Source organism: Trinickia sp., assembly GCF_057351765.1.
In genome coordinates this window covers 22,064-46,405 of the sequence record NZ_JBMRBK010000020.1, presented here as the reverse complement: position 1 = coordinate 46,405, position 24,342 = coordinate 22,064, and the positions used below count along the sequence as shown (strand labels likewise).

The following is a 24,342-nucleotide window of genomic DNA, read 5'->3' as shown; positions in this document are numbered from 1 at the left end:
GGCCGCCCGATGCTCGCGGAGATACGAACATGCGTGACTTCCAAGGCCTCTTTGCACGATTGTGCGACGTCGCGCTGATCGTCGCGGCGGCGGTCCTGGCGTCGCATTTGCGGTTCGAGGACTGGGCTCGAGACGGCTTTGCGGATGCGTTTGCGCTTTACACCGCGGCCTTTGCGCTCGTGCTGTTCCCCGTGTTCGGCGTCTACGAGTCGTGGCGCGGGCGCTCCAAGCGCGTGTTGGCGGGCCAGGTCGCGCTCGCATGGATCGTCGTGCAGGCTTGCGCGTTGATGGTCATGTTCTCGCTGCGCCAGATCGATTTCATTTCGCGCCTGTGGTTCGCCTACTGGAGTGCATTGGCCGCCGGGTCGCTGATCGCCTATCGCCTCGTCGCGCATGCCCTGCTGGCGCGGCTGCGCCACGCCGGCCTGAATCTGCATCAAGTCGCGATCGTCGGATGCGGTACGCACTGCGAGGGCATCCTGCGGCGGATCGAAGCGGCACCGGCGACCGGTTTCCGTGCAACGGCCGTCTATCTGCCGAACGGCGATCCGCGGCACGAACTGGCCGCGCTCGATCATGCAGACCCGAAGGTGGAGCGGTTCGACGATTTCGATGCCTTCGTCAAGTACGTGCGTGCGAGCGATCTGCACGAACTCTGGCTCGTTTTGCCGTTATCCGAGGAGCGCACGATTTTGCGCGTGGTGCGCGAGTTCCACGAAGATCTCATCAACATTCGCTTCATGCCCGATATTCGCGCCCTCGCCCTGTTCGATACGAGCGGCATCATCGATCTGCTCGGCGTGCCCGCGATCAATCTCATGGCCTCGCCGCTCTCGCCGAGCGCCATGTTGAAAAAGGAGATCTTCGATCGCGTGTTCGCGCTGTGTGCGCTGGTCGGCCTCGCCCCGCTGCTGCTGGTCATTGCGATCGCGGTGAAGGTTTCGTCGCCGGGTCCCGTGTTCTTCCGGCAAAAGCGCAAAGGTGCCGACGGACGCGTCTTCACGATCTACAAGTTCCGCTCGATGCGGATCCACGATGAGAAACCCGGCGTGGTCAAGCAAGCGGTGCGGCACGATCCGCGCGTGACGCGCGTCGGCGCCTTCTTGCGTCGCACGAGCCTGGACGAACTGCCGCAGTTTTTCAATGTGTTGAAAGGCGACATGTCTGTCGTCGGACCGCGTCCGCATGCGCTCGAACACGACGATCTCTATCAGAAGGTTGTCGCCGGCTACATCCATCGCTATCGGATCAAGCCCGGCATCACCGGCTGGGCGCAAGTCAACGGATATCGGGGCGAGACGGACCGCATCGAAAAAATGGAGCGGCGCGTTGCGCACGATTTGTATTACCTCGGCAACTGGTCGTTCGCACTGGACATGCGAATCATCGCCGCGACCGTCGTGAAGGGATTCAGGCATACCAACGCATATTGACGGTCGATGAAGAGCGGCGTCTGCACCGGCACGTTGCGGGCGGGCGCCAAAACCAATAACCGGCACGGGAGGGAAGGGTCATGTGCTATTCGGTCGAGCGCGTTCGCGCATACGTAATGGTTGGGTTCATCGCGCTGGCGGGCACGCTCGGAGCGTGTTCCATCGTGCCGGGTCAGCGCATGGATACCCCGGCGACCGTCGACGAGACGGGCGGCGAGTACAGCAAGGAGCCGGTGCAGAAGACGCAGATTCCAATCACCGACATCAACCTCGCGTTGATTCGGCAAATGGGCACCCAGGCGGGCCAGCCGAAGCTTTCGCCCGACATCCTGAGCTTGTTCGGCAAGGCGGGCCCCTACACGGTCGGCCCGGGCGACGTGCTGCAGATCACGGTCTGGGATCACCCCGAGCTTGCGGCCGCGCTCGGCCAGCCGGCGGCGACGACGCGCGACGCGGACGCGGCACCGGGCTTCGTCGTCGACGAAGCGGGCAACATCCAGTTCCCGTATGCGGGCGTCGTGCATGTGGCGGGCGACAGCACTGAAACGATCCGGCGCAAGATCGTGTCGCGTATCAGCCGGGTCTACAAGAGCCCGGAAGTGACGGTGCGTATCACCTCGTACCGCGCGTCGCAGATCTACGTCGACGGCGAAGTCGGCAAGCCGGGCGCCCAGCAGATCAACGACATCGGCATGACGCTCACGCAGGCCATCGGCCGCGCCGGCGGGTTCACGGGAGCCGCCGATCAGGGCGAAGTCACGCTCGTGCGCGGCGGCACCAGCTACCCGATCAACTTCAACGAGATCGTGAAGAGCGGGCACAACCCCAACGATCTGGTCTTGAAGCCCGGCGACATGCTGCGGGTCGGTTCGCGCGACGAGCACGGCGTCTATGTGATGGGCGAGGTCAACAAGCCGGCGACCGTTCTGCCGATGCGCAGCGGCAGGCTCTCGCTCGCGCAGGCGCTCTCGGAGGCCGGCAGCATCAACCCGAACACCGCCAAGGCCAAGGAGCTCTTCGTCATTCGCACGTCGTCGACGGGCAACCAGCCGCAGATCTATCACCTCGACGCAACGTCGCCCGTTTCGATGGTGCTCGCGAATCAGTTCGCGTTGCAGCCGAAGGACGTCGTGTATGTCGATAACGGTGGGCTCGTCAAGTTCAACCGCGTGCTGAATCTGCTCTTGCCGGCAATCAACGCGGGGCTGACGGCGGCCATCGTGACGAAATAGTGCAACCCATTCGTCCCGTCGTGCGCGGCGCGGCATGACGGGACGGTCAGCAACGGGGCAACGGATATGGCTATGAATTTCGAAAACCGCTACACCGACGTGACGGCAGCCGACGAATTGCGCCTGACGGACTATCTTCAGGCGATCGTCGGAAACTGGCGACTGATCGCGACGATCACGCTGGCCGTGACGCTGGTTTCAGTGGGCTACGCGTTTCTGACGCGGCCCGTATACAAGGCCGATGCAGTCATCCAGGTCGAGGACGTCCAGAATGGCGAAAACGGAGGCGGCGGCAATCAGCAGCAACAGATCGAGCCGCTCTCGCGGATGTTCACGCGCAAGGCGACGACCGCAGCCGAAATCGAACTACTGAAGTCGCGCCTCGTCACCGAGGCGACGGTGCGCGATCTGCACCTCGATACGACCGTCGAACCGCGGACCGTGCCGGTCATCGGCTCGATCCTCGCTGCGCTGACGACGGGCAAGTGGGGTTTCAAGGTCGATCCCTTCATGAACCTCGGCGGCTTCGCGTGGGGCAACGAGAAAATCGGCGTGACCCGCTTCGATACGCCGAAAGCGCTTTACGGCAAACCGTTTACGCTGGTCGCCGGACCGTCGGGCACCTTCACGCTCGAAGATGGCGATGGTATTGCCCTTGCCAGCGGCCGGGTGGGCGAAGACGTGAAAGCCGCGACCGCGGCCGGCACCGTGCTGTTGCATGTCGATCAACTCGCGGCTCGCCCCGGTACGCAGTTTCATCTGACGCGGGCATCGACGCTCGACACGGTCGAGCACTTGCAAAAAGCGTTGCGTGTGGCGGAGACGGGACTGCAATCGGGTGTGATCAACGTGACGCTGCAAGGCGAGAACGCGCAGCTGACGGCCGACATCGTCAACGGTATCGCGCGCCAGTTCATCAAACAGGACGCGGATCGCCGCTCCGCCGAAGCGGAGCACACGCTCGCCTTCCTGGACGAGCAACTGCCGCAGTTGCGCCACGAACTCGATGCGGCGGAGCAGCGTTACAACAATTTCCGGAACACGCATGGCACGGTCGACCTCAGCGAAGAAAGCCGCTTGCTGCTGCAGCAGATCGTCGACAACAAGACGAAGCTCGCTGACTTGCAGCGCCAGCGCGCCGATCTCTCGCAGCGCTTCACGGCCAACCATCCGGCGGTGGCCGCGCTCGATGCGCAGATCGCGCAACTGCAAGGATCGCAGGGGCAGATGTCCAAGAACGTCGCGCAACTGCCCGATACCGAGCAGACGGCGTTGCGTCTGTTGCGCGATGTGCGGGTCGATACGGAGCTCTATACGAATCTGCTGAATAGCGCTCAGCAACTGCGCGTCGTCAAGGCGGGGCAGGTCGGCAACGTGCGCGTCGTCGATTTCGCCGAGACGCCCGATCAGCCGGTCTGGCCGAAACGCTACATCGTGATTCTGATCGGCTTGGGCGGCGGACTCTTCCTCGGCATCGTGGCCGCGTTCGTGAAGAAGGCGCTTTACGGCGGCGTGGAGCGTGCCGACGAGATCGAGAACGCGATCGGCGTGCCGGTTTTCGCGGTGGTGCCGCGAAGCGGCTTGCAATTGCGTCTGCAGCAAAACGTGATGATGCGCCGGCAGGGCTTGCATGTGCTGGCCGCGCAATCGCCGCAGGACATCGCCGTCGAAGGCGTGCGCAGCCTGCGCACCACGCTGCAGCTCTCGCTCGATCAAGCGCGCAACAACATCGTCATGCTGACGGGTTCCCGTCCCGACGCGGGCAAGTCGTTCCTGTCGGTCAACCTGGCTGCGCTCGTCGCATCGGCCGGTAAGCGCGTGCTGGTGATCGACGGCGACATGCGGCGCGGCGAGGTGCATTCGCACTTCGGCGTGCGCCATCAGCCGGGGCTCTCGGATGTCCTGCGCGGGGCCGAGCCGGCCTCCGTCATCCAGCGCGAAGTGCTGCCGGGTCTCGACGTGCTGACGAAAGGCACGCTGCCGAGCCACCCGTCCGAGCTGCTCATGAGCGAGCGCTTCCGCGATCTGCTCGACGCGCTCTCGCGGCATTACGACCTGGTGATCATCGATACGCCGCCGGTGCTCGCGGTCACCGATTCGACGGTGATCGGCAAGTACGCCGGTACGTCGTTGCTGGTCGTGCGGTATGGCCGGCATCCGATCGCGGAGATCACCGAGACGGCGAAACGCCTCGAGACCGGCGGCGTGAACCTGCAAGGTGTCTTGCTCACAGATGTGCCGCCCGCCGTGCCGATGCTGGGTGGCTCGTACAACGGGGGCTACTACGGTTACGAAAGCATCGCCGAGTGAGATCGGCGATGCAAACCCACCGCGCCGGATTGGAAGCGGCGCGGCCACACTACACAGAGGATATTGGCGATGAACCAAAAGGTCGCGTTGATTACCGGGATCACCGGGCAGGACGGTTCCTATCTGGCGGAGCTGCTGCTGGACAAAGGCTATGTCGTGCATGGTCTGAAGCGCCGCACGTCGCTGTTCAATACGGACCGCATCGATCATCTCTATCGCGATCCGCATGAAAGCGGCGAGCGGCTCACGCTGCATCACGGCGACCTGACCGATTCGGCGAGTCTGCTGCGCGTGATTCAAGCCATCGAGCCTGACGAGATTTACAACCTGGCGGCGCAAAGCCACGTTCATGTGTCGTTCGACGAGCCGGAGTACACGGCGAATGCCGATGGCCTCGGGGCGCTTCGCATCCTGGAGGCGATCCGTATCCTCGGCATGGAGAACAAGGCGCGTTTTTATCAAGCGTCCACCTCCGAGCTCTACGGCCTCGTGCAAGAAGTCCCGCAACGCGAGACGACACCGTTTTACCCGCGCAGTCCGTATGCGGTGGCGAAGCTCTTCGCGTACTGGACGACGGTGAACTATCGGGAGGCGTACGGCATCTATGCGTGCAACGGCATCCTGTTCAATCACGAATCGCCCGTGCGCGGCGAGACATTCGTTACGCGCAAGATCACGCGCGCGCTTGCCCGCATTGCGGTGGGCATGCAAACGGAGCTCTATCTGGGCAACCTCTCGGCGCTGCGCGATTGGGGCCATGCGCGCGATTACGTCGAAATGCAGTGGCTGATGCTGCAGCAGGAAGAGCCCGAGGATTTCGTCATCGCGACGGGAGAGCAATACAGCGTGCGCGAGTTCGTCGAGCGTGCCGCGGCCGAGCTCGGCGTGACGATTCGCTTCGAAGGCACCGGCGTGGACGAGGTGGGGATCGTCGAGCAGGTCGCGAACCGCGAAATACGTGTGACGCCGGGCGACGTGATCGTCCGCGTCGATCCGCGCTACTTCCGTCCCACCGAGGTGGAGACATTGCTCGGCGATCCGTCCAAGGCCCACGAAAAGCTGGGCTGGAAGCCGCGCACGTCGTTCGAGGCGCTGGTGAAGGAAATGGTCCGCGCCGATTATCAGCTCGCACGGCGTGATGCGCTCGTTACGCTCGCGGGCTTCACAGCGCTCGAACACCACGAGTGAGGAGACCTGAGCGATGGACAAGGAAGCACGCATCTATGTGGCCGGCCATCGAGGTATGGTCGGCTCCGCACTCGTGCGCGAGCTCGATGCGCACGGTTATCGCAACATCATCACGCGCACGCACGCCGAACTGGACCTGACGGACCAGCATGCGGTCAACGCGTTTTTTCACGATGCCCGTGTCGACATCGTGCTGCTCGCGGCGGCGCGCGTGGGCGGCATCCTCGCCAATGCCACGCAGCCGGCGCGCTTTCTCTACGAGAATCTCGCCATCGAGACCAACGTGATCCATGCGGCCTATCGCGCGCAGGTGGGGCGGCTCGTCTTTTTCGGCTCGTCATGCATCTACCCGAAGCTCTGCCCGCAGCCGATTCGCGAGGAGTACCTGCTCAGCTCGGCGCTCGAGCCGACCAACGATGCCTATGCCATCGCCAAGATCGCCGGTCTCAAGATGTGCAACGCCTACAACAGCGAATACGGCACGCATTACGTTTCGCTGATGCCGACCAATCTCTACGGCCCCAACGACAACTACGATCCGCGCGGCTCGCACGTGCTCCCCGCGCTGATCCGCAAGGCACACGAGGCGAAGCTGGCCCATGCACCCCAACTGACGGTCTGGGGAACGGGCACGCCGCGGCGCGAGTTCCTGCACGTCGACGATCTTGCCGGGGCTACGCGCTTTTTGCTCGAGGGCGACGTGGGAGAGGGCGTCTACAACGTGGGCGTGGGAGAAGATCTATCTATTCGCGAGCTGGCCGAGTGCGTCGCGCGCATCGTCGGCTACGACGGCGAGCTGGTATTCGATGCGACGAAGCCCGACGGCACGCCGCAAAAGCTGCTCGACGTCTCCCGGCTCGCGCAGATGGGCTGGCGGGCGCGCATCGGCCTCGAAGAGGGCATCGCGCGGACTTACGAGGATTTTTGCTCGCACCATTGCGAACTCGAAACGGCTTCGAACGGATGAATCGAAAAATGACAGCAACCGTGACGATCTTTCACAACGTAGTGTGGTCGCGCCACAAGGGCGTTGTGTTTTCAGCGCTGCACTCTTTGTCGACGAGCGGAACCATCCGATACTCGATGGTCCAGATCGCCGATACCGAAACGGATCGCGTCGGCTTTTCGGACGTCGACTACTCGTTTCACCGGTACCCGATGCAAAAGCTCTTCGACGGGTGCTATGAAGACGTGCCGGCCTGGAAGATGATCGGGCGGTTGACATGGGAGGTCGTCAAGGCGAAGTCGGACCTGATCGTGCTGCCCGGCTACCACCGGCCCGAGTATTGGGCGATGCTGGCCGCCTGTATCGTCACGCGCAAGCGGCGCGCCGTGTTTTGCGATTCGACCGGGCGCGACAAGCCTCGCCGATTGGCCACGTCGATTCCGAAGCGGATCTTCTTCTCGCTTTGCGACGGTTATTTCGGTTTCGGCGAGCGCTCGCGCGAATACCTCGTCTCGCTCGGTGCGAAAGCGAACCGCATCTTCGTGCCTTGCCAGGCCGCGGCCTTGCCGCGCTCGTATTCGAGCGAGCACGCACTCGAGGCGCGTATCGACAAGCGCGGGAGCGGCGAACCGGTTTTTCTCTACGTCGGCCGGCTGTCCGAGGAAAAAAGCATCGATACGCTGATACGCGCGTTCGCGCAGCTACGGATGAGCGTACCGTCGGCGACGCTGCGAATCGTCGGCACAGGGCCGATGCTCGATACGTTGAAGACGCTCGTCGATTCGCTCGGCGTGCGCGGCACCGTGCATTTCGTCGGCAGTCTGCAAGACGAGCCGCTTTCGAACGAGTACTTCGCCGCGACGTGCCTCGTGCTGCCGAGCACGAGCGAGCCTTGGGGCCTCGTCGTCAACGAGGCGCTGAGCCACGGTTGTCCGGCTGTCGTCAGCGACCAGTGCGGCTGCGTGCCGGAGCTCGTCGTAAGGGGCGAAACGGGCTATGCATTCGAAGCGGGCAATATCGCCGCGCTGCGCGACACGCTGTTGATGGCGATGGAGCGATTCGCCGATACGCGGGCGACGGCGGAGCAGTGCCTCGAACGCATCGCGCGGTTCGATCCGCGCTCGGCGGCGGCCAATATCGCGCGCGGCTGCGCGACGATGCTCGTCGACAAGAGCGGCGATCAACCGGCGACCGGCGCGGAGCGACTGCGCCAATGAGGCTGCTCGTCTATGGTCTGAACTATGCGCCCGAGTTGACCGGCACTGGCAAGTACACGGCGGAGATGGCCGAGGCACTGGCCGTGCGCGGCCATGACGTGCGCGTCGTCACCGCGCCCCCGTACTACCCTGAGTGGCGCGTGGCCGAAGGGTGGCACGCCTGGCGTTATCGGCGCGAAACGCGCGCGGGCGTGACCGTCTGGCGCGCGCCGCTATGGGTGCCGGCGCGCCCGAGCGGTGCGACGCGTCTCGTGCACCTGGCTTCGTTCGCGCTGAGCTCGGCCGTGCCGATGGCGCGTCAGTTGCGCTGGCGGCCCCATGTCGTCATGGCCGTCGCGCCGACCCTGCTGTGCGCCCCCGCCGCGCTGGCGGTGGCGCGCATGACGGGTGCGCGTGCGTGGCTGCATGTTCAGGACTTCGAAGTGGATGCGGCGTTTGGCCTGGGCATGCTTCGGAGCCCGCGCGCGGCCCGGCTCGCGCGCGGCGTCGAGCGCTCGCTGCTCACGCGCTTCGATGTCGTCTCGTCGATCTCGGCGAAGATGGTCGAGCGGCTTTCGCGTCTCGGCGTCGACGCGTCCAAAGCGTTTTGCGCACCGAACTGGGTCGATGTCGAGGGGATCCGTCCGCTCGATCGCCCGAGCGGGTACCGGCGAACGCTTGCGATCCGCGATGACGCGAAAGTGGTGCTCTACGCGGGCAACATGGGAACGAAGCAGGGGCTCGAGCATCTCGTCCATGCGGCCATCCTGCTCGCCCATCGTACCGACATCTGCTTCGTCTTTTGCGGCGAAGGCCCGACGAAGGCCGGTATCGCCGAACGGTGTGCAGCGCTTCCGAACTGCCGCGTGCTGGGCCTACAGCCTGCCGAACGGCTGAACGAGCTGCTCAATCTCGCCGATATTCATGCGCTGCCGCAGCGCGCCGATGCGGCCGATCTGGTCATGCCTTCGAAGCTCACGGGCATGATGGCCAGCGCGCGCGCCATCGTGGCGATGGCGCGTTCCGGGACGGAGCTTTACGACACCGTCGCTCCGCGCGGGATCGTCGTCGAACCCGACGATGCGCGCGCGTTTGCGCGGGCGATCGTGAATCTTGCCGACGATCCGGCACGTCGTGCGCGGCTCGGCGCGGAGGCTCGGCGCTTCGCCTGCGAGACGCTGTCCACGGCATCGGTGTTGGCGCGCCTGGAGGCGCGGCTCATCGAATGCGCCCGGCGCGCAACGCCGGCGATCGAATCCCGGCGGGCCGGGTGACCCGCGGGGCTTCGGTGCCCCGTGTCGGTGCGGCGTACTTTTACTGATGCCCCATTGAAGTGCGCGAGCGCTGGCAGCCCCGCCGGTCCGCCGATATAACCCGTCGCTGATCCGCGCTCCCTCAAGCCTGGCTTGCATCGGCACGCTAATTGCGTTGATGCGTCCCAACGTCCGGTGGCCTGCCGCACGGCCTGTGCTGCGGGTTTTCCCCCTATCGCGCTCGGCCTCGCAGCCGGCTACCGTGGCGTTGAGCGCCGGGCGAAGCGAGATCGACCGGGCTTTCGAGTGCGGCCGCCGCGTGCTGCCGCCTCCATCGAAGAATGCTTGATACCGAACGACTGCGTCCCGATGAGGGCGATAGTCGGGCTCGACGGGGCCATGCTTTGAGCGCCAACGGCCCCGAATAACGGACGGGAATATCGGCCATGACGCAAGCCTTCTTCAGCGAGATGTTCGAGCGCGATGGACCCGCTATTGCGGGCGTGCCGCCAGCCGAGTTTCCAGGCTGCGGCGAGACACGCGCGCACTACCGTGAATTCCACGGGTGGATGTGCGCGCAAAGCGAGCAGCAGATTGCGAACAAACGCGCCGAAGCGGATCTGAACTTCCGCCGCGTCGGCATTACGTTCGCGGTCTATGGCGCAAAGGACGAGACCGGGGTCGGCACCGAGCGTACGATTCCGTTCGACGTCATTCCGCGCATCTTTCCGGCACACGAGTGGGCGGCCCTCGAACGGGGCCTGCGCCAGCGCGTTTGCGCGCTGAACCGCTTCATTCACGACGTCTATCACGATCAGGCGATCATGCGCGCGGGCGTCATTCCCGCGGAGCAGATCCTCGCCAACGGGCAGTACCGTCCGCAGATGCAAGGCGTGGATGTGGCGCGCGACATCTACGCGCACATCGCCGGCATCGACATCGTGCGTGCGGGTGCCGGCGAGTTCTACGTACTCGAGGACAATCTGCGGGTGCCCTCGGGCGTGTCGTACATGCTCGAGAACCGCAAGATGATGATGCGGCTCTTCCCCGATCTCTTTGCGCGCAATCGCGTCGCGCCGGTCGCGCATTATCCGGACCTGCTGCTCGATACGCTGCGCTCGGCGGCGCCGCACGGCGCGGGTGACCCGACGATCGTCGTGCTCACCCCGGGCATGTACAACTCGGCGTATTTCGAACACGCGTTTCTCGCGCAGCAAATGGGCGTGGAGCTGGTCGAGGGGCAGGATCTGTTCGTCGAGGGCGGCTTCGTCTACATGCGGACCACGCAGGGGCCGCAGCGCGTCGATGTGATCTACCGACGGGTCGACGACGACTTTCTCGACCCGGAGGTGTTCCGACCGGATTCGACGCTCGGCGCGGCCGGTTTGCTCGCGGCCTACCGCGCCGGCAACGTGACGCTGGCCAATGCGGTGGGCACCGGTGTCGCCGACGACAAGTCGATCTATCCGTACGTGCCGGACATGGTGCGGTTCTATCTCGGCGAGGAGCCGATCCTCAACAACGTGCCGACGTGGATGTGCCGCAAGCCGGACGACCTGCGCTACGTGCTCGATCATCTGTCGGAGCTCGTCGTGAAGGAAACGCACGGCGCGGGCGGCTACGGGATGCTCGTCGGTCCCGCGTCGAGCGCGGCCGAGATCGAGGCGTTTCGCGCCGCGTTGATTGCGCAGCCCGACAAGTACATCGCGCAGCCGACACTGGCGCTCTCGACCTGCCCCACCTATGTCGAGGCAGGTATTGCCCCGCGCCACATCGATTTGCGGCCGTTCGTGCTCTCGGGCAGCGAAGTGCGGATGGTGCCCGGAGGCCTCACGCGCGTTGCGTTGCGCGAGGGCTCGCTCGTCGTCAATTCTTCGCAAGGGGGCGGTACCAAGGACACCTGGGTGCTCGAACAGTAGGTCGCGCGGTACCGCCGCATTTTCGCTCTTGCCACGAACGCATCGGGAGACAGTATGTTAAGCCGCACCGCCGACCATCTCTTCTGGATGGCTCGCTATACCGAGCGTGCCGAGAACACGGCTCGCATGCTCGATGCGAACTATCAAATGGCGCTGTTGCCGCAATCGGACGAATACGCGGCGCTGGGCTGGCGCGCCATGCTGTCCATTTCCGAGCTCGCGGACAGGTATGAGGCCGCGCATCCGCGCATGACGAGCCGCGACGTGATCGCCTTCATGTCGAGCGATCGCGACAACCTCTCGTCGATCGTCAACTGCTTGCGTGCCGCGCGGGAAAACGCACGCGCCGTGCGCGGCGCCATCACGACCGATCTTTGGGAAACGCTCAACACGACGTGGCTCGAGTCGCAGCGCATGCTTGCCGACGGCGTGCTCGATCGCGATCCGGGCCAGTTCTTCGAGTGGGTCAAATTCCGCTCGCATCTATCGCGCGGCGTGCAACTCGGCACCATGGTCAAGGACGAGGCGTTTTACTTCATGCGCCTGGGCACGTTCCTCGAGCGGGCCGACAACACCGCGCGCATTCTCGACGTCAAGTACGAGATGCTCGAGCAACGCGGCGGCATGCTGACCCAGCCGCTCGCGCAGTCGCTCGATTACTATCACTGGGCAGCAGTGCTGCGCTCGGTGTCGGGCTTCGAGGTCTATCGCAAGGTCTACCGCGATGTGATCACGCCGGAGCGCGTCGCGGACTTGTTGATCCTCTTCGCGGACTGGCCGCGCTCGCTCGCCGCGAGCCTCGACGAAGTTCGCCAGATCATCGCGCGGGTGCGTAACGCGCGCTCCGCGCACGCCGAGGCGATGGCCGTGCAACTTCATGCCGATGTGCGGGCCGCGTCGATCGGCGACATCCTGCGTGGCGGGCTGCATGCCTGGCTGACCGATTTCCTCGTGCGGATCAACGAACTCGGCAGCCGTGTCAGCCGCGATTTCCTCGTGCCGCTCGCGCCGGAACCGGAGGCTGCCGTCGTTCAAACAGCATCTCAGTCCCAATCGCAATCATCGCAATCGCAATCGCAATCGCAATCGCAAACGCAGTCTCAGTCTCAGCCGCACGCGGCATGAGCGCCGCGGCCGAAACGTTTCCCGCTCACCGCTTCGAGGTACTCACGTGTCGATTCGCGTCGCGTTAAATCATGTCACGCGGTACCGCTACGACCGCCTGGTCGCGCTCGGACCTCAAGTCGTCCGGCTGCGGCCGGCGCCGCATTGCCGCACGCCCATCCTCGGGTATTCGATGCGCGTCGAGCCGGCGAACCATTTCGTCAACTGGCAGCAGGATGCCTTTGCGAACTACCAGGCGCGCCTCGTCTTTCCCGAGCCCACGCGCGAATTCCAGGTCACGGTCGATCTCGTGGCTGAAATGTCCGTCTACAACCCGTTCGATTTCTTCCTCGAACCGGAGGCGGAGAAATTCCCGTTCACTTATGCGAGCGCGCTTGCCGCCGAGCTTGCGCCGTATCTCGTGCGCGCGGCCGAGCCGACGCCGCGGTTTGCCGCTTTCGTCGAAAGCATCGACCGCACGCCGTGCGGCACGGTCGACTTTCTCGTCGCGATCAACCAGCGTCTCGCCGATGAGATCGGCTATTTGATCCGCATGGAGCCCGGCGTGCAAACGCCGGAAGAAACGCTCGAAAAAGGCTCGGGCTCGTGCCGCGACACTGGTTGGCTGCTCGTCGAGACGCTGCGCCATCTCGGCCTTGCCGCGCGCTTCGTCTCGGGCTATTTGCTGCAGCTCGCCCCCGATGAGAAAGCGCTCGATGGTCCGAGCGGAACGGAGGTCGACTTCACCGATCTGCACGCGTGGTGCGAGGTCTATCTGCCGGGCGCGGGCTGGATCGGCTTCGACCCCACGTCGGGGCTGCTCGCCGGCGAAGGGCATATTCCCGTCGCGTGCACGCCGCAGCCGGGCAGCGCGGCGCCGGTAGCGGGCGCACTCGACGAATGCGAGGTCGAGTTTTCGCACAGCATGTCGATCACGCGTGTGCTCGAGACGCCGCGCGTGACCAAGCCTTACGACGATGCGCTCTGGCAGGACATCGAGCGCGTCGGCGCGCACGTGGACGCGGATCTCGAGTCGATGGACGTGCGGCTCACGATGGGCGGCGAGCCTACGTTCGTCTCGGTGCGCGAGCGCGATGCCGCCGAGTGGAACACCGATGCGCTCGGGCCGACCAAGCGTGGCTATGCGGTCTCGCTGATGGACAAGCTGCGCGCCCGATATGGCGCGAACGGCTTCCTGCACGTGGGGCAGGGCAAGTGGTATCCGGGCGAGCAACTACCGCGCTGGGCGCTGTCGCTCTTCTGGCGCGCGGATGGCGAGCCGTGCTGGCAGGACCCGACGCGCTTCGCCGATGAACGCGAGCCGATGCACTACACCGCGGACGATACCGGCCGGTTCATCCGCCATCTGGCGGGCAAGCTCGCACTCGACGACACGCATATCCAGCCCGGCTACGAGGATGTCTGGTACTACCTGTGGCGCGAGCGACGCTTGCCGGTGAACGTCGATCCGTTCGATTCGCGTCTCGACGACGAGCTCGAACGCCTGCGGCTGCGGCGTATCTTCGATGCGGGCCTGGCAGCCGTGACCGGTTACGCACTGCCGATTGCGCGGGAACGGGACACGGCGGCGACACTCGCAGGCCCGCGCTGGATCACGGGGCCCTGGTTCTTTCGCGACGAGCGCATGTACCTGATTCCGGGCGACTCGCCGATGGGCTATCGGTTGCCGCTCGATGCGCTGCCCTGGGTCGGTGCGGCGGACCATCCCCGGCTGCACGAGCACGATCCGTTCGGGCCGCCGGCCGCGTTGCGCAGCGCAACGCAATTGCGTGCGCAGTATGCGTCGCGGGAAGACGCGGCAAACGACGTTGTGAAGCCCGCCCGGGCCGCTGATCGCGCCGGCGCATCGCGAGGGCAAGGCGGCGACGCCGCCGCGGCCGATGCGCGTATGCCGGAGCACGGCGAATCGGCGGCATGGCTACATCGCACGGCGCTTTGCGTCGAAGCGCGCGATCCCGTGCGCGCGGCCGGGCCGCAAGCGGAAGCTGACGCCGCGGCGGCGGGCCGCAAAGGCGGCGCGCTTTATGTCTTCATGCCGCCGCTGGCCGCGCTCGACGACTATCTCGACCTGCTGGCGGCCGTCGAGGCGACGGCTGCGGACCTGCAGGTCAAGATCGTGATCGAAGGCTATCCGCCGCCGCGCGATGCGCGCCTGAAGCTGCTGCAGGTGACGCCCGATCCCGGCGTCATCGAAATCAACATCCATCCGGCCGCGACGTGGAGCGAGCTCGTCGACAATACGGCGTTCCTTTACCGCGCCGCGCACGAATCGTATCTGGGCCCCGAAAAGTTCATGCTCGACGGACGCCATACGGGTACGGGCGGCGGCAATCACATGGTGCTGGGCGCCGCGACGCCGGCCGACAGCCCATTCCTGCGCCGCCCCGATCTGCTCGCAAGCCTCATCGGCTATTGGCACAACCATCCTTCGCTGTCGTACTTGTTCTCCGGGCTCTTCATCGGTCCGACGAGCCAGGCGCCGCGCGTCGACGAAGCCCGCAACGATCAGCTCTACGAACTCGAGATCGCGTTTCGCGAGCTGCAGCGTCAGCTCGACGGACTCGCGGCGCTGGGCGCGGGCGACGAGTCGGTGCCCCCCTGGCTCATCGATCGTGCATTGCGCAACATCCTCATCGACGTGACGGGCAACACGCACCGCGCCGAATTCTGCATCGACAAGCTCTATTCGCCCGACGGTCCTACGGGGCGGTTGGGCTTGCTCGAGCTGCGCGGCTTCGAGATGCCGCCGCATGCGCGCATGAGCCTCGCGCAGCAACTGCTGCTGCGCGCGCTCGTCGCGCGTTTTTGGCGCACGCCGTACACGACGCGTCTCACGCGCTGGGGCACCGAGCTGCACGATCGCTTCATGTTGAGCACCTTCGTGCAGATGGATTTCGACGATGTGCTCGCCGATCTTCGCGCGGCTGGCTACGCGTTCGATCGTGCCTGGTTCGCGCCGCATTTCGAATTCCGCTTCCCGCTCGTCGGCGAGTTCGATGCGAGCGGCGTCGCGCTGACGCTGCGCCATGCGCTCGAGCCCTGGCACGTCATGGGCGAGGAGGGGGGGCCAGGCGGCACGGTGCGCTTCGTCGATTCTTCGCTCGAGCGCATCGAGGTGCGCGCGCTCGGTCTCAACGAAAACCGCCATACCGTAACGGTCAACGGCGTGCCGCTGCCGCTGCAGCCTACGGGCCGTGCGAGCGAGTACGTGGCGGGCGTGCGCTTTCGCGCATGGCAGGCGTCGTCGTCGCTTCACCCGACCATCGGCGTGCATGCGCCGCTCACGTTCGATCTCGTCGACAACTGGGCCGAGCGCTCGCTCGGCGGATGCCAGTATCATGTCGCACATCCGGGTGGACGCAATTATCAGACGTTTCCCGTCAATGCCTACGAAGCGCAGAGCCGGCGGCGTGCGCGCTTCTTTACGATCGGTCACACGCCCGGGCCGATGTCCGTAAAGGCGCGCGAGCGCAGCCTCGAGATGCCTTTTACGCTCGATCTGCGGCGTGTCGGCGGCGACGACTGACCGAAGCCAGAGAGCCTTTTGCCTTTTCAATCGACCCTGCCGTTCGATGCCGCGGCCGATGTCGCCGATGCGCTCGCGCGATTGCTCGACGTTCCGACGCGCGCCGGCCATTGGGACGAGCTGCGCGATGCCACGGGCGCCTTGCGCGCGCCGTGGCGGCGTTTTTTCGGCCTGCTGGGCGTGGACGGCGTCGCGGGCCTCGAGCCTGCCGCAGCCGCTATCGCCCGGCAGATCCGCGACAACGACATCACCTATAACGTCTATGCCGATAACGGCGAGCCGCGGCCCTGGGCGCTCGATCTGCTCCCGTTCATCGTCGACGAGAACGAATGGGCGACGATCGAGCGCGGTGTCGCGCAGCGCGCGCGACTGCTGGAGGCGCTCATCGCCGATATCTATGGTGCGCAGACAGTGCTCGCTCGCGGCTTGTTGCCCGCGGCGCTCGTATTCGGGCATCCGGGCTATCTGCGCCCGATGAAGGGTTGTTTGCCGCCGGGCGGCCGATATCTGCAGATCGTGGCCGTCGATCTGGCCCGCGGGCCCGCTGGCGAATGGACCGTCATGGGGCACCGCACGCAGGCGCCGTCGGGGCTCGGCTACGCGCTGGAGAACCGGCTCATCGTTTCGAGCCTGTTCGCTCAGCCGTTTCGCGCGCTCGGCGTGCAACGGCTCGCCCCGTCGTACTCGCAGTTGATCGCGACGCTCGCGCAGGCGGCGCGCACGACGATGACCGACGACGAGCGCCAGGCCCGAGCCGGCTCGCCGCATATCGCGCTGTTGAGCCCGGGGCCGTTCAGCGAGACCTACTTCGAGCATGCGTTCCTGTCGCGCTATCTCGGCCTCACACTCGTCGAAGGCAGCGATCTCACGGTGCGCGGCGACAAACTCTATCTGAAGACGCTGGCGGGCCTCGAGCGCGTGCACGGCCTGCTGCGCCGGCTCGACGACAGCTTTTGCGATCCGGTCGAGCTGCGCGCCGAATCGAGCATTGGCGTGCCGGGCCTGCTGGAGGTCATGCGCGCCGGCAATGTCGTCGTATCCAACGCCCCGGGGGCCGGTGTGGTCGAGTCCGCGGCGCTGCACGGTTTCTTGCCCAAGATCGCCGAAGCGTTGTTCGGCGAGCCCCTCGCTTTGCCGAGCGTCGCCAGTTGGTGGTGCGGCGAAGCGGCCGTGCGCGAAGACGCATTCGCCCGGCTCACCGATGCATGGCTCGCGCCGACCTGGGCAGGACTGCCGCATCCGGCCTCATCGGACATGCCGCCCGGGCTCGCGGCCGGACCGCAGCGTCTGGCCGACTGGCGCGCGCGCATCGAGCAGGCGCCCGACGCGTTCACGATCCAGGCGCCGCTGCCTTATTCGTGCGCGCCGCGCTACGAGGACGGCACGTTATCGCACCGGCCCTGCGCGCTGCGCGTGTATGCGATCGCGGGGGCGTCGGGCGGCTGGCACGTGCTGCCGGGCGCTTTCACGCGCATGGCGGGCGACCGGCAAACGAGCGTCTCGATGCAGTCGGGCGGCAGCAGCGTCGATACCTGGGTGCTGTCGAGCCGGCCGGGCTCGACCTTTTCGCTGTTGCCCACTCCGATGAAGCCCGGCGATTTCGCCTATCGCCGCCGCACCGTATCGAGCCGCGCCGCCGAAAACCTGTTTTGGGCCGGGCGCTACAGCGAGCGCGCGGAAAACAGCGTGAGGCTCGCCCGCCTCATTCTCGGCTCGCTCGACAGCCACGATTCCGAGGAGATGCTGGCCACGCTCGTGGAGCTCGCCGCGCGCTTCGAGCTCATTGGGGCTGCCGAACCGGCGGCCCGGCCCACGCGCCATGCGTTCGAACGCGCGCTGGTGGCCGGTTTGCACGAGCACTCGGGCACGGCCAGCATCGGTCGCATCATCGCGAGCCAGGCGCGGGCTTGCGGCGAAATCCGCGCGCGGCTCTCGAACGACCACTGGCGGACGATTCTCGCCGCGCGCAACGATTTTCGCGATGCACTGCATGCGCTGTCGCTCGTGCCGCCGTCGAACGCACGAGGGGAGGAGGCGGGGCAGGGCGAGCGCTACGATTCGTACGATCGCGTCGCGCTGATGAACGCGCTGGAGACGCTCGCCATGCAGCTTTCGGCCATCAGCGGCGCGCAAGGCGATCGCATGGTCCGCGACGAAGCATGGCGGCTGCTCTTCGCGGGCCGGCACATCGAGCGCGTGATCGGGATGACGACGCTGTTGCGCGTCGTGGCCGACGCAGGCGTGCTGGCCACGCCTGCCGGCTTCGATCTGCTGCTGCAGCTTTTCGACAGCACGCTGACCTATCGCTCGCTGTATCCGGGGCGGCTCGAGGTGCCCGCATTGATCGATCTCGTCGTCGTCGACCCGACGAATCCGCGTGGGCTCTACGGCGTCTACGAGCGGCTCGCGAAGAAACTCGACGAGATCGCCGCGGCCGCGGGCGGCGCGGTGCGGCGGCCGTTCGGCGAGGCCATGCCGCCCGTATCGTCGCTGCCGACGCTCGAGCGCCTTTGCAGCACCGACGCCGCGGGGCGCTACGCGACGCTCGCCGCCCTATGCGACGAACTGGCCTCGCATGTGGCCGCGGCATCGAACGAGATCAGCAGCCGCTACTTCTCCCACGCGGACAACCCGCTGGCAGCGAGGCTATCGACATGAGCGCAGAGCTGAGGCTGTCGGTTTCGCACGTCACGACCTATCGCTATACGGTGCCGGTCGAGACGGCACAGCATCTCGCCGCACTCCGGCCGCTCGATTGCGCCTGGCAGCGTGTGCTCTCGCATCGTTTGAAGATCGACCCGGTGCCCGCTTACGAGAGTGCCCACATCGATGCGTTCGGTAACGAGGTGCGTTACTTTTCCTTCGAGGCCCCGCACGACTACCTGGAAGTCACGAGCGAAACGACGGTCGAGTTGGCCGAGCGCTGGGCGGCGCTCGACGTGTGGGCGACACCGGCCTGGGACACTGTCGCCGCCGCCCTGCGCTACCGCGCCGGCGAGCCCTATATGCCCGAGAGCGAATTCGTCTTCGCCTCGCCGAACATCGCGCTCGCACCGGAGCTGCGGGCGTACGCGCAATCGAGCTTCGCGCCCGGCACGCCGCTCGCCGTGGGCGCCACCGACCTCATGCATCGGATCCATGCCGATTTCGTCTACGCGCCGCAGGCCACCGAATTCGATACGCCCGCGCTGCGCGCGTTTCATCTACGCCAGGGGGTCTGTCAGGACTACGCGCAAGTGATGATCGGCTGCCTGCGTTCGATCGGCCTGGCGGCTCGCTACGTGAGCGGCTACTTGCGCACGGTGCCACCGGAGGGGACACCGCGGCTCATCGGCGCCGATGCATCCCACGCGTGGGTATCGGTGTTTTGTCCCGGGACCGGCTGGGTCGATCTCGATCCCACCAACGATGTGCTGGCCGATCTCGATCACGTCACGCTCGGCTATGGCCGCGACTATACCGACGTATCGCTGCTGCGCGGCATCATCCTCGGAGGTGGGGAGCATACGGTCGAAGTCGCCGTCCATGTAGCCGCGCAGTAGTCGCGCAGTAGTCGCGCCCTCGCGCGCTACCACGGCATCCGATAGACGGTCTGTCCGTTTGCATTCCCATTGGCCGGGCCCTTGAACGCGTCGCGATAGGCTGCTTGCGCGGCGGCTTGCGGCGTGCGTGCGGGCCCGTTGTCGGCCCCGGCTGCGCCCCCGTTCGCGTCATCCGCCGGGGGCGGCCGGCGACGACCGCCCGGTGGCAGCGGATCGTAGCCAAGGCCAGGGCCGCCGCCTGTCGGCACGCGCTCGGCCTTCATCAATTCCGTTTGACGCGCTTCGTCCGCGTCGCCCGCCGTTGGATACGGATTGCTATAGGCGGGGGGGCCGCCCATGAGCGCTTCCTCGTTGCCGATGCCGCGTAACTGATTGGCGGTGGTGCGCGCCGCGGCCGCTCGGTCCCCGGCCGTGCCGGGGGCTGCGGCGGCGTTGTTGTTGTTGCGGGCATTGCCGGCACCGGGCGCCCCGGCGGGTGCGCCGGGCGGCTGCGCGGCGAGCGGCGCAGCGGCAAGGAGCGCAACGCATGCGGCCGCGGACACGAGTGCGGCGTGCGCGGTCCGCGCGAGCTCAGTTCGCCGCGCTCTGCCTTCTTGCGCCCATCCGGCGCCATGTCGATGCTGCGAAAACAGTGTCACAAGCAGACTCCCTTGTGCAACGTCTGACAGCTCCCATGCTCGCGCGGGCAGACCCTGCGGCGCCGCCAAAACACCGTAACGGCCCGCCATCCGTGCGGCTGCCGACAAATCGTGGCATGCGTCGCGCTCGATAATCCCCGCACGAGAGCAAGAACATTCGAGGGCATCGGCGATGGAGCGCCATATCGACCATGACGAGGCCGCGCAAGCGCGCCTGGACAACGACGACCTGTCAGCGAGGCGGGCCGGGAGTGCGCGCGTGACAGGCGCCCCTGCCGACTCGGCCGCCGCACGGCGCGTCATCGACTTGTCGCGGGCGGGCAAGGGCAATTACGTTGCACGCCGCAGCAGGCTGATCGAAGCGATCTGGTTCCTCGTCGAAGCGTGCGTGATCAACAACAAGCTCCTGCCGATCTCCGCTGTCCGCGTTGCGCTATTGCGCCTTTTCGGCGCGAAGATCGGCACCGGCTGTCGTTTCGTGCATCCGCTGCGCGTGAAGGCACCCTGGAATCTGGAAGTCGGCGATCACTGCTGGTTCGGCGTCGATGTCTGGATCTACAACCAGGCGCCCATTCGAATCGGCTCGCACGTCTGTATCTCGCAAGGCACGTTTCTGAGCGCGGGCTCGCATGACATGTCGACGACGATGGATTTGCGCGTGGCACCGATCGTCATAGAAGACGGTGTCTGGATCACCTCGAAATGCGTGGTGCAGATGGGGGTCACCATCGGGCGCTCGGCCGTGGTCACACCACTGTCGGTCGTGCATCGTTCGCTCGATGCGGAGGGTGTTTATGGCGGCAATCCGTGCCGGCTCCTGCGCAAGCGCTTTTGATAATGCAGATAAAAAGAGCAAACATGACGGTATTGCGTAATTCATCGGATCGTATGCGCAATAATTTTTTTGGTTTTAACTTCGCTTCACCGACTATTCATAATTGAACGGAATTTCGTTGGCCGGAGGCGGCGCGAAATTGGCCGACGAGGAAAACGCACCGGCTCATTATCCCAATAAAACTGGGGAAAAAGAATGTTTGTCGATACGCGCACTGTCGACGAGGGGTACATCGTCGAAGCTACGGTTTGTATTGTTGGCGCGGGCGTGGCGGGGATTACGCTCGCGCTTGAAATGAATCGGCTTGGCATCGATACATGTCTGCTCGAAAGCGGCGGATACAAGGCCGATGATGAAACGCGGGATTTGTATCGGGGCGAAAATGCCGGCCTGCCATACTCGTTTGCCGATGGCAGCCGCAGCCGTTTTCTCGGCGGGAGCAGCAATTGTTGGGGCGGCTGGTGCCGCCCGCTCGATCCATGGGACTTCGACAAGCGCGAGTGGGTGCCGCATAGCGGCTGGCCGTTCGGGCTCGACGAGCTGGCGCCCTACTATGCGCGCACGCATGCGTGGCTCAAGCTCGGCCCGAACAATTTCGATCCGGAATTCTGGGAGCGCGCGATCGGGCGACCGGACGTGCGCCGCATTCCGCTCGTGACGGGCAAGGTCCGCGATACCGTCGCGCAGTTCAGCCCGCCCGCGCGCTTCGGCAAGCTCTATCGCAGCGCGCTCGAGCGTTCGGCAAGCGTGCGGGTTTTTCTGCATGCCAATGCGGTCGATATCGAGACCGATCGCACCGCCTCGCACGTGACGGGCATCGCAGTCGCCACGCTATCGGGCCGCCGCATCGCCGTGCGCGCGAAACAGTACGTGCTTGCCGCGGGCGGTATCGAGAACGCACGCATCCTGCTCGCTTCCAACCGTGTGCAGCCGGCGGGGCTGGGCAACGGCAACGACGTCGTCGGCCGGTTCTTCATGGACCATCCGCGCATCATGTCCGCGAGCGTCCGATTCTCCGAAGCGTGGGCGCGCAACAAGCTCTACGACATCAAGTTCCATTACCAGAACGCCGCCGTGGCCGCGTTGGGCACGCCGATCTCGTCGCAGTTCGCGTTGACGCCCGACGTGCTGCGGCGCGAGCAGCTACTGAACTCGCGCGTCTGGTTCTTCTCCCTGTTCTACGGTGAGGGCAGCGCCGGCGCCGAGGCGCTGATCCGCTGCAAGCAGGCGCTCTTGAAGAAAGATCAACCGGGGTGGCGCTTGCGCGACGATGTCGCCACGATGGCCGCCCATCCCATCGATACGGTCGGCTTTGGCTTGACGCGGCTTTTTCAGCCGCGTGCGCTGATCACCGATGTCAAACTGCAGGCGATCGTCGAGGCGGCGCCAAACCGCGATTCGCGCGTGACGTTGAGCGAATCGCGCGACCGGCTCGGCATGCCGCGCGTCAAGGTTGCATGGCGGCTCGATTCGCTCGTGCAGCGCACGTTCGACCGGACCTTCGCCTTGATGGCCGATGAACTGCGTGCGAGCGGTGTCGCGCAGGTACGGCTCGACGAGCCGCTCGAGGGCCGTGCGTGGCCGTCGTCGCTCGAAGGGACCTGGCATCACATGGGCACCACGCGTATGCACGATTCTCCGCACGAAGGCGTGGTCGACCGCGACTGCAAGGTTCACGGCATCGACAATCTGCACATTGCCGGCTCCTCCGTGTTCCCGAGCGTGGGCGCCAACTTTCCCACCATCACGATCACGGCGCTGGCGCTACGGCTGGCCGAGCGGCTGGCCTCTTCGCTCGGCAGGGTCGATGCACTCCCGGCGAGCAACGACGCGTACGCGAACGCTGGCAACAGCGACGCGAAGGTCGATTCCCTGCCGTTCGCCGCCGCGACGCTCTCGCGCATTGCAAAGGAGTGACGAGCGGCCGCTGCGATATCGCGCGATGTGCGGGCTGCCCGCGCGATCGCGCGGGCACTCAGGGGTCGGGGGCCGAGATCGTCTATGACGACGATAATCGCGCCGAACGCTCGAGCGGATAAGTCGGACGCGCCGCATCGGCCTCGAGCACGTCGACGAGCCGCCTGGCGTGCGCTTCGACGGTGAAGCGCTCGCGGAACGTCGCGGCAGCCCGCGTGCGCATGCGCGTGCGGGCTTGCTCGTCGAGCGCGAACCAGCGCCTCAAGTTGCGCTCCGTACCTGCCACGGTATCGGGGGCGACAAACCCCGCACCATCGCCGGCCACTTCGCGCCAGATGTTGACCTTGTCCGAGATCAAGACGGGCACGCCGCACGCGAGCGCCTCCACGACAGCGATGCCGAAGTTTTCCTGATGCGATGGCAACACGAACGCATCGGCGGCATAGAAGGCACCCCATTTGAGCTCGCCCTTGAGCATGCCGGCCCAGGTGACGCGTGCTTCGATGCCGGCGCGGCGTGCCTCGTCGCGCAGCGCGGCGAGCGTATCGTCGCTGCCGGGGCCGGCCAGCACGAGATGCGCGTCGCCTGCGAGCTGCGCGAGATTGGCGAACGCGCGCAGCAACAGGTCGCAGCCCTTTTTCGGGTGGATGCGGCCGAGAAAGAGAATGAGCCGCTTGCCCTCGAGCTCGGGCCGCGCCGCGAAGAACGCTGCGCGCAGCGGGGCCGCATGAGCGGGCGGTGCCGCCGTGCCATACGAAACCACCTGCTCGCGCGCGCGATACAGCCAGAACGATTGGCGTGCGAGCAGGCGTTCCTCTTCGGTCGTGAACAGGACCGCACGCGCATCGCGCAGCACGCGGTATTCGGCCCAAGGCCAATAAAGCCACTTCTTCACATGTTTGAGCGGATACGCGCGCTTGAACCAGGGGTCGAGCATGCCGTGGGCGAACACGTAGTACGGCACGCCGAGGCGTCGCAGCGCGCGCCACGCGGCGAAGCCGTGATACTGCCAGAGGCCGTTGACGACGACGGCGTCGAAGCGCGGCCCGTGCTCGCGCAGCCACGGCACCGCATGGGGCGTGCGTCCGTATTTTCCTTGCGGCGGCCCGAGTCCGGTGACGATCGCACCCGGCTGAGCGAGGAACGGCGCATCGGGCGCATCGAGCGAGGCGATCTCGACCCGATGCCCGAGCGCGGAAAGCGCCTGGACGCTTTGCCGCACGCCTTCGGCCGGACCGCCTGCTTCCGGATCGAGCGTGGCTGTCAACTGAAGGATTCTCAT

16 protein-coding genes are annotated in these 24,342 nt (G+C 65.7%); 14 read left to right on the top strand and 2 right to left on the bottom strand.

Annotated elements, in window-relative coordinates:
- Positions 1–29: 29 nt before the first annotated feature.
- The 12 genes from ACO1XS_RS03645 (at position 30) to ACO1XS_RS03590 (ending at position 19,670) form a co-directional block, all read left to right on the top strand.
- Positions 30–1,433 (top strand): undecaprenyl-phosphate glucose phosphotransferase, encoded by a 1,404-nt coding sequence (locus tag ACO1XS_RS03645; RefSeq protein WP_486390025.1) that lies wholly within the window; start codon positions 30–32, stop codon positions 1,431–1,433.
- 80 nt (positions 1,434–1,513) lie between these two features.
- Positions 1,514–2,665, top strand: a complete 1,152-nt coding sequence (locus ACO1XS_RS03640) for a polysaccharide biosynthesis/export family protein (protein WP_331565807.1) — start codon at positions 1,514–1,516, stop codon at positions 2,663–2,665.
- A gap of 66 nt (positions 2,666–2,731) precedes the next feature.
- On the top strand, positions 2,732–4,975 hold the full coding sequence (locus ACO1XS_RS03635) for a polysaccharide biosynthesis tyrosine autokinase (protein ID WP_331565809.1): 2,244 nt from the start codon (positions 2,732–2,734) through the stop codon (positions 4,973–4,975).
- Positions 4,976–5,044: 69 nt separating this feature from the next.
- Positions 5,045–6,163: a GDP-mannose 4,6-dehydratase gene (gene gmd, locus ACO1XS_RS03630; protein ID WP_331565811.1), complete on the top strand. Its 1,119-nt coding sequence runs from the start codon at positions 5,045–5,047 to the stop codon at positions 6,161–6,163.
- A gap of 13 nt (positions 6,164–6,176) precedes the next feature.
- On the top strand, positions 6,177–7,130 hold the full coding sequence (locus ACO1XS_RS03625; protein ID WP_486390024.1) for a GDP-L-fucose synthase family protein: 954 nt from the start codon (positions 6,177–6,179) through the stop codon (positions 7,128–7,130).
- Between the two features lie 8 nt (positions 7,131–7,138).
- Complete coding sequence (locus ACO1XS_RS03620) at positions 7,139–8,326, top strand: glycosyltransferase family 4 protein (protein ID WP_486390023.1); 1,188 nt, start codon at positions 7,139–7,141, stop codon at positions 8,324–8,326.
- On the top strand, positions 8,323–9,579 hold the full coding sequence (locus ACO1XS_RS03615) for a WcaI family glycosyltransferase (protein ID WP_486390022.1): 1,257 nt from the start codon (positions 8,323–8,325) through the stop codon (positions 9,577–9,579). Before ACO1XS_RS03620 ends, ACO1XS_RS03615 begins: the two co-directional genes overlap by 4 nt.
- 425 nt (positions 9,580–10,004) lie before the next feature.
- The gene (locus tag ACO1XS_RS03610) at positions 10,005–11,477 is read left to right on the top strand and encodes a circularly permuted type 2 ATP-grasp protein (RefSeq protein ID WP_331565819.1); all 1,473 of its coding nucleotides are present in this window, start codon (positions 10,005–10,007) and stop codon (positions 11,475–11,477) included.
- Between the two features lie 54 nt (positions 11,478–11,531).
- The gene (locus ACO1XS_RS03605) at positions 11,532–12,602 is read left to right on the top strand and encodes an alpha-E domain-containing protein (RefSeq protein ID WP_331565821.1); all 1,071 of its coding nucleotides are present in this window, start codon (positions 11,532–11,534) and stop codon (positions 12,600–12,602) included.
- Positions 12,603–12,648: 46 nt separating this feature from the next.
- A complete protein-coding gene (locus tag ACO1XS_RS03600; RefSeq protein WP_486390021.1) occupies positions 12,649–16,128 on the top strand; it encodes a transglutaminase family protein in 3,480 nt (1,159 codons plus the stop codon).
- An 18-nt stretch (positions 16,129–16,146) separates the two neighbouring features.
- Complete coding sequence (locus ACO1XS_RS03595; protein ID WP_486390020.1) at positions 16,147–18,786, top strand: circularly permuted type 2 ATP-grasp protein; 2,640 nt, start codon at positions 16,147–16,149, stop codon at positions 18,784–18,786.
- Positions 18,783–19,670: a transglutaminase family protein gene (locus tag ACO1XS_RS03590; RefSeq protein WP_486390019.1), complete on the top strand. Its 888-nt coding sequence runs from the start codon at positions 18,783–18,785 to the stop codon at positions 19,668–19,670. The genes ACO1XS_RS03595 and ACO1XS_RS03590 overlap by 4 nt, the downstream gene beginning before the upstream one ends.
- A 26-nt stretch (positions 19,671–19,696) precedes the next feature.
- Here the strand turns inward: ACO1XS_RS03590 and ACO1XS_RS03585 are convergent, their stop codons facing one another.
- Positions 19,697–20,308 (bottom strand): hypothetical protein, encoded by a 612-nt coding sequence (locus ACO1XS_RS03585; RefSeq protein WP_486390018.1) that lies wholly within the window; start codon positions 20,306–20,308, stop codon positions 19,697–19,699.
- A gap of 172 nt (positions 20,309–20,480) precedes the next feature.
- Here ACO1XS_RS03585 and ACO1XS_RS03580 point away from each other — a divergent pair, with 172 nt between their 5' ends.
- Positions 20,481–21,143, top strand: coding sequence for an LbetaH domain-containing protein (locus ACO1XS_RS03580; protein WP_331565831.1), 663 nt, complete (start codon positions 20,481–20,483; stop codon positions 21,141–21,143).
- 195 nt (positions 21,144–21,338) lie between these two features.
- Positions 21,339–23,060, top strand: a complete 1,722-nt coding sequence (locus tag ACO1XS_RS03575; protein ID WP_486390017.1) for an FAD-dependent oxidoreductase — start codon at positions 21,339–21,341, stop codon at positions 23,058–23,060.
- 82 nt (positions 23,061–23,142) lie between these two features.
- On the opposite strand, the gene ACO1XS_RS03570 is transcribed toward ACO1XS_RS03575, so the two are convergent.
- Positions 23,143–24,342 (bottom strand): glycosyltransferase, encoded by a 1,200-nt coding sequence (locus ACO1XS_RS03570; protein WP_486390016.1) that lies wholly within the window; start codon positions 24,340–24,342, stop codon positions 23,143–23,145.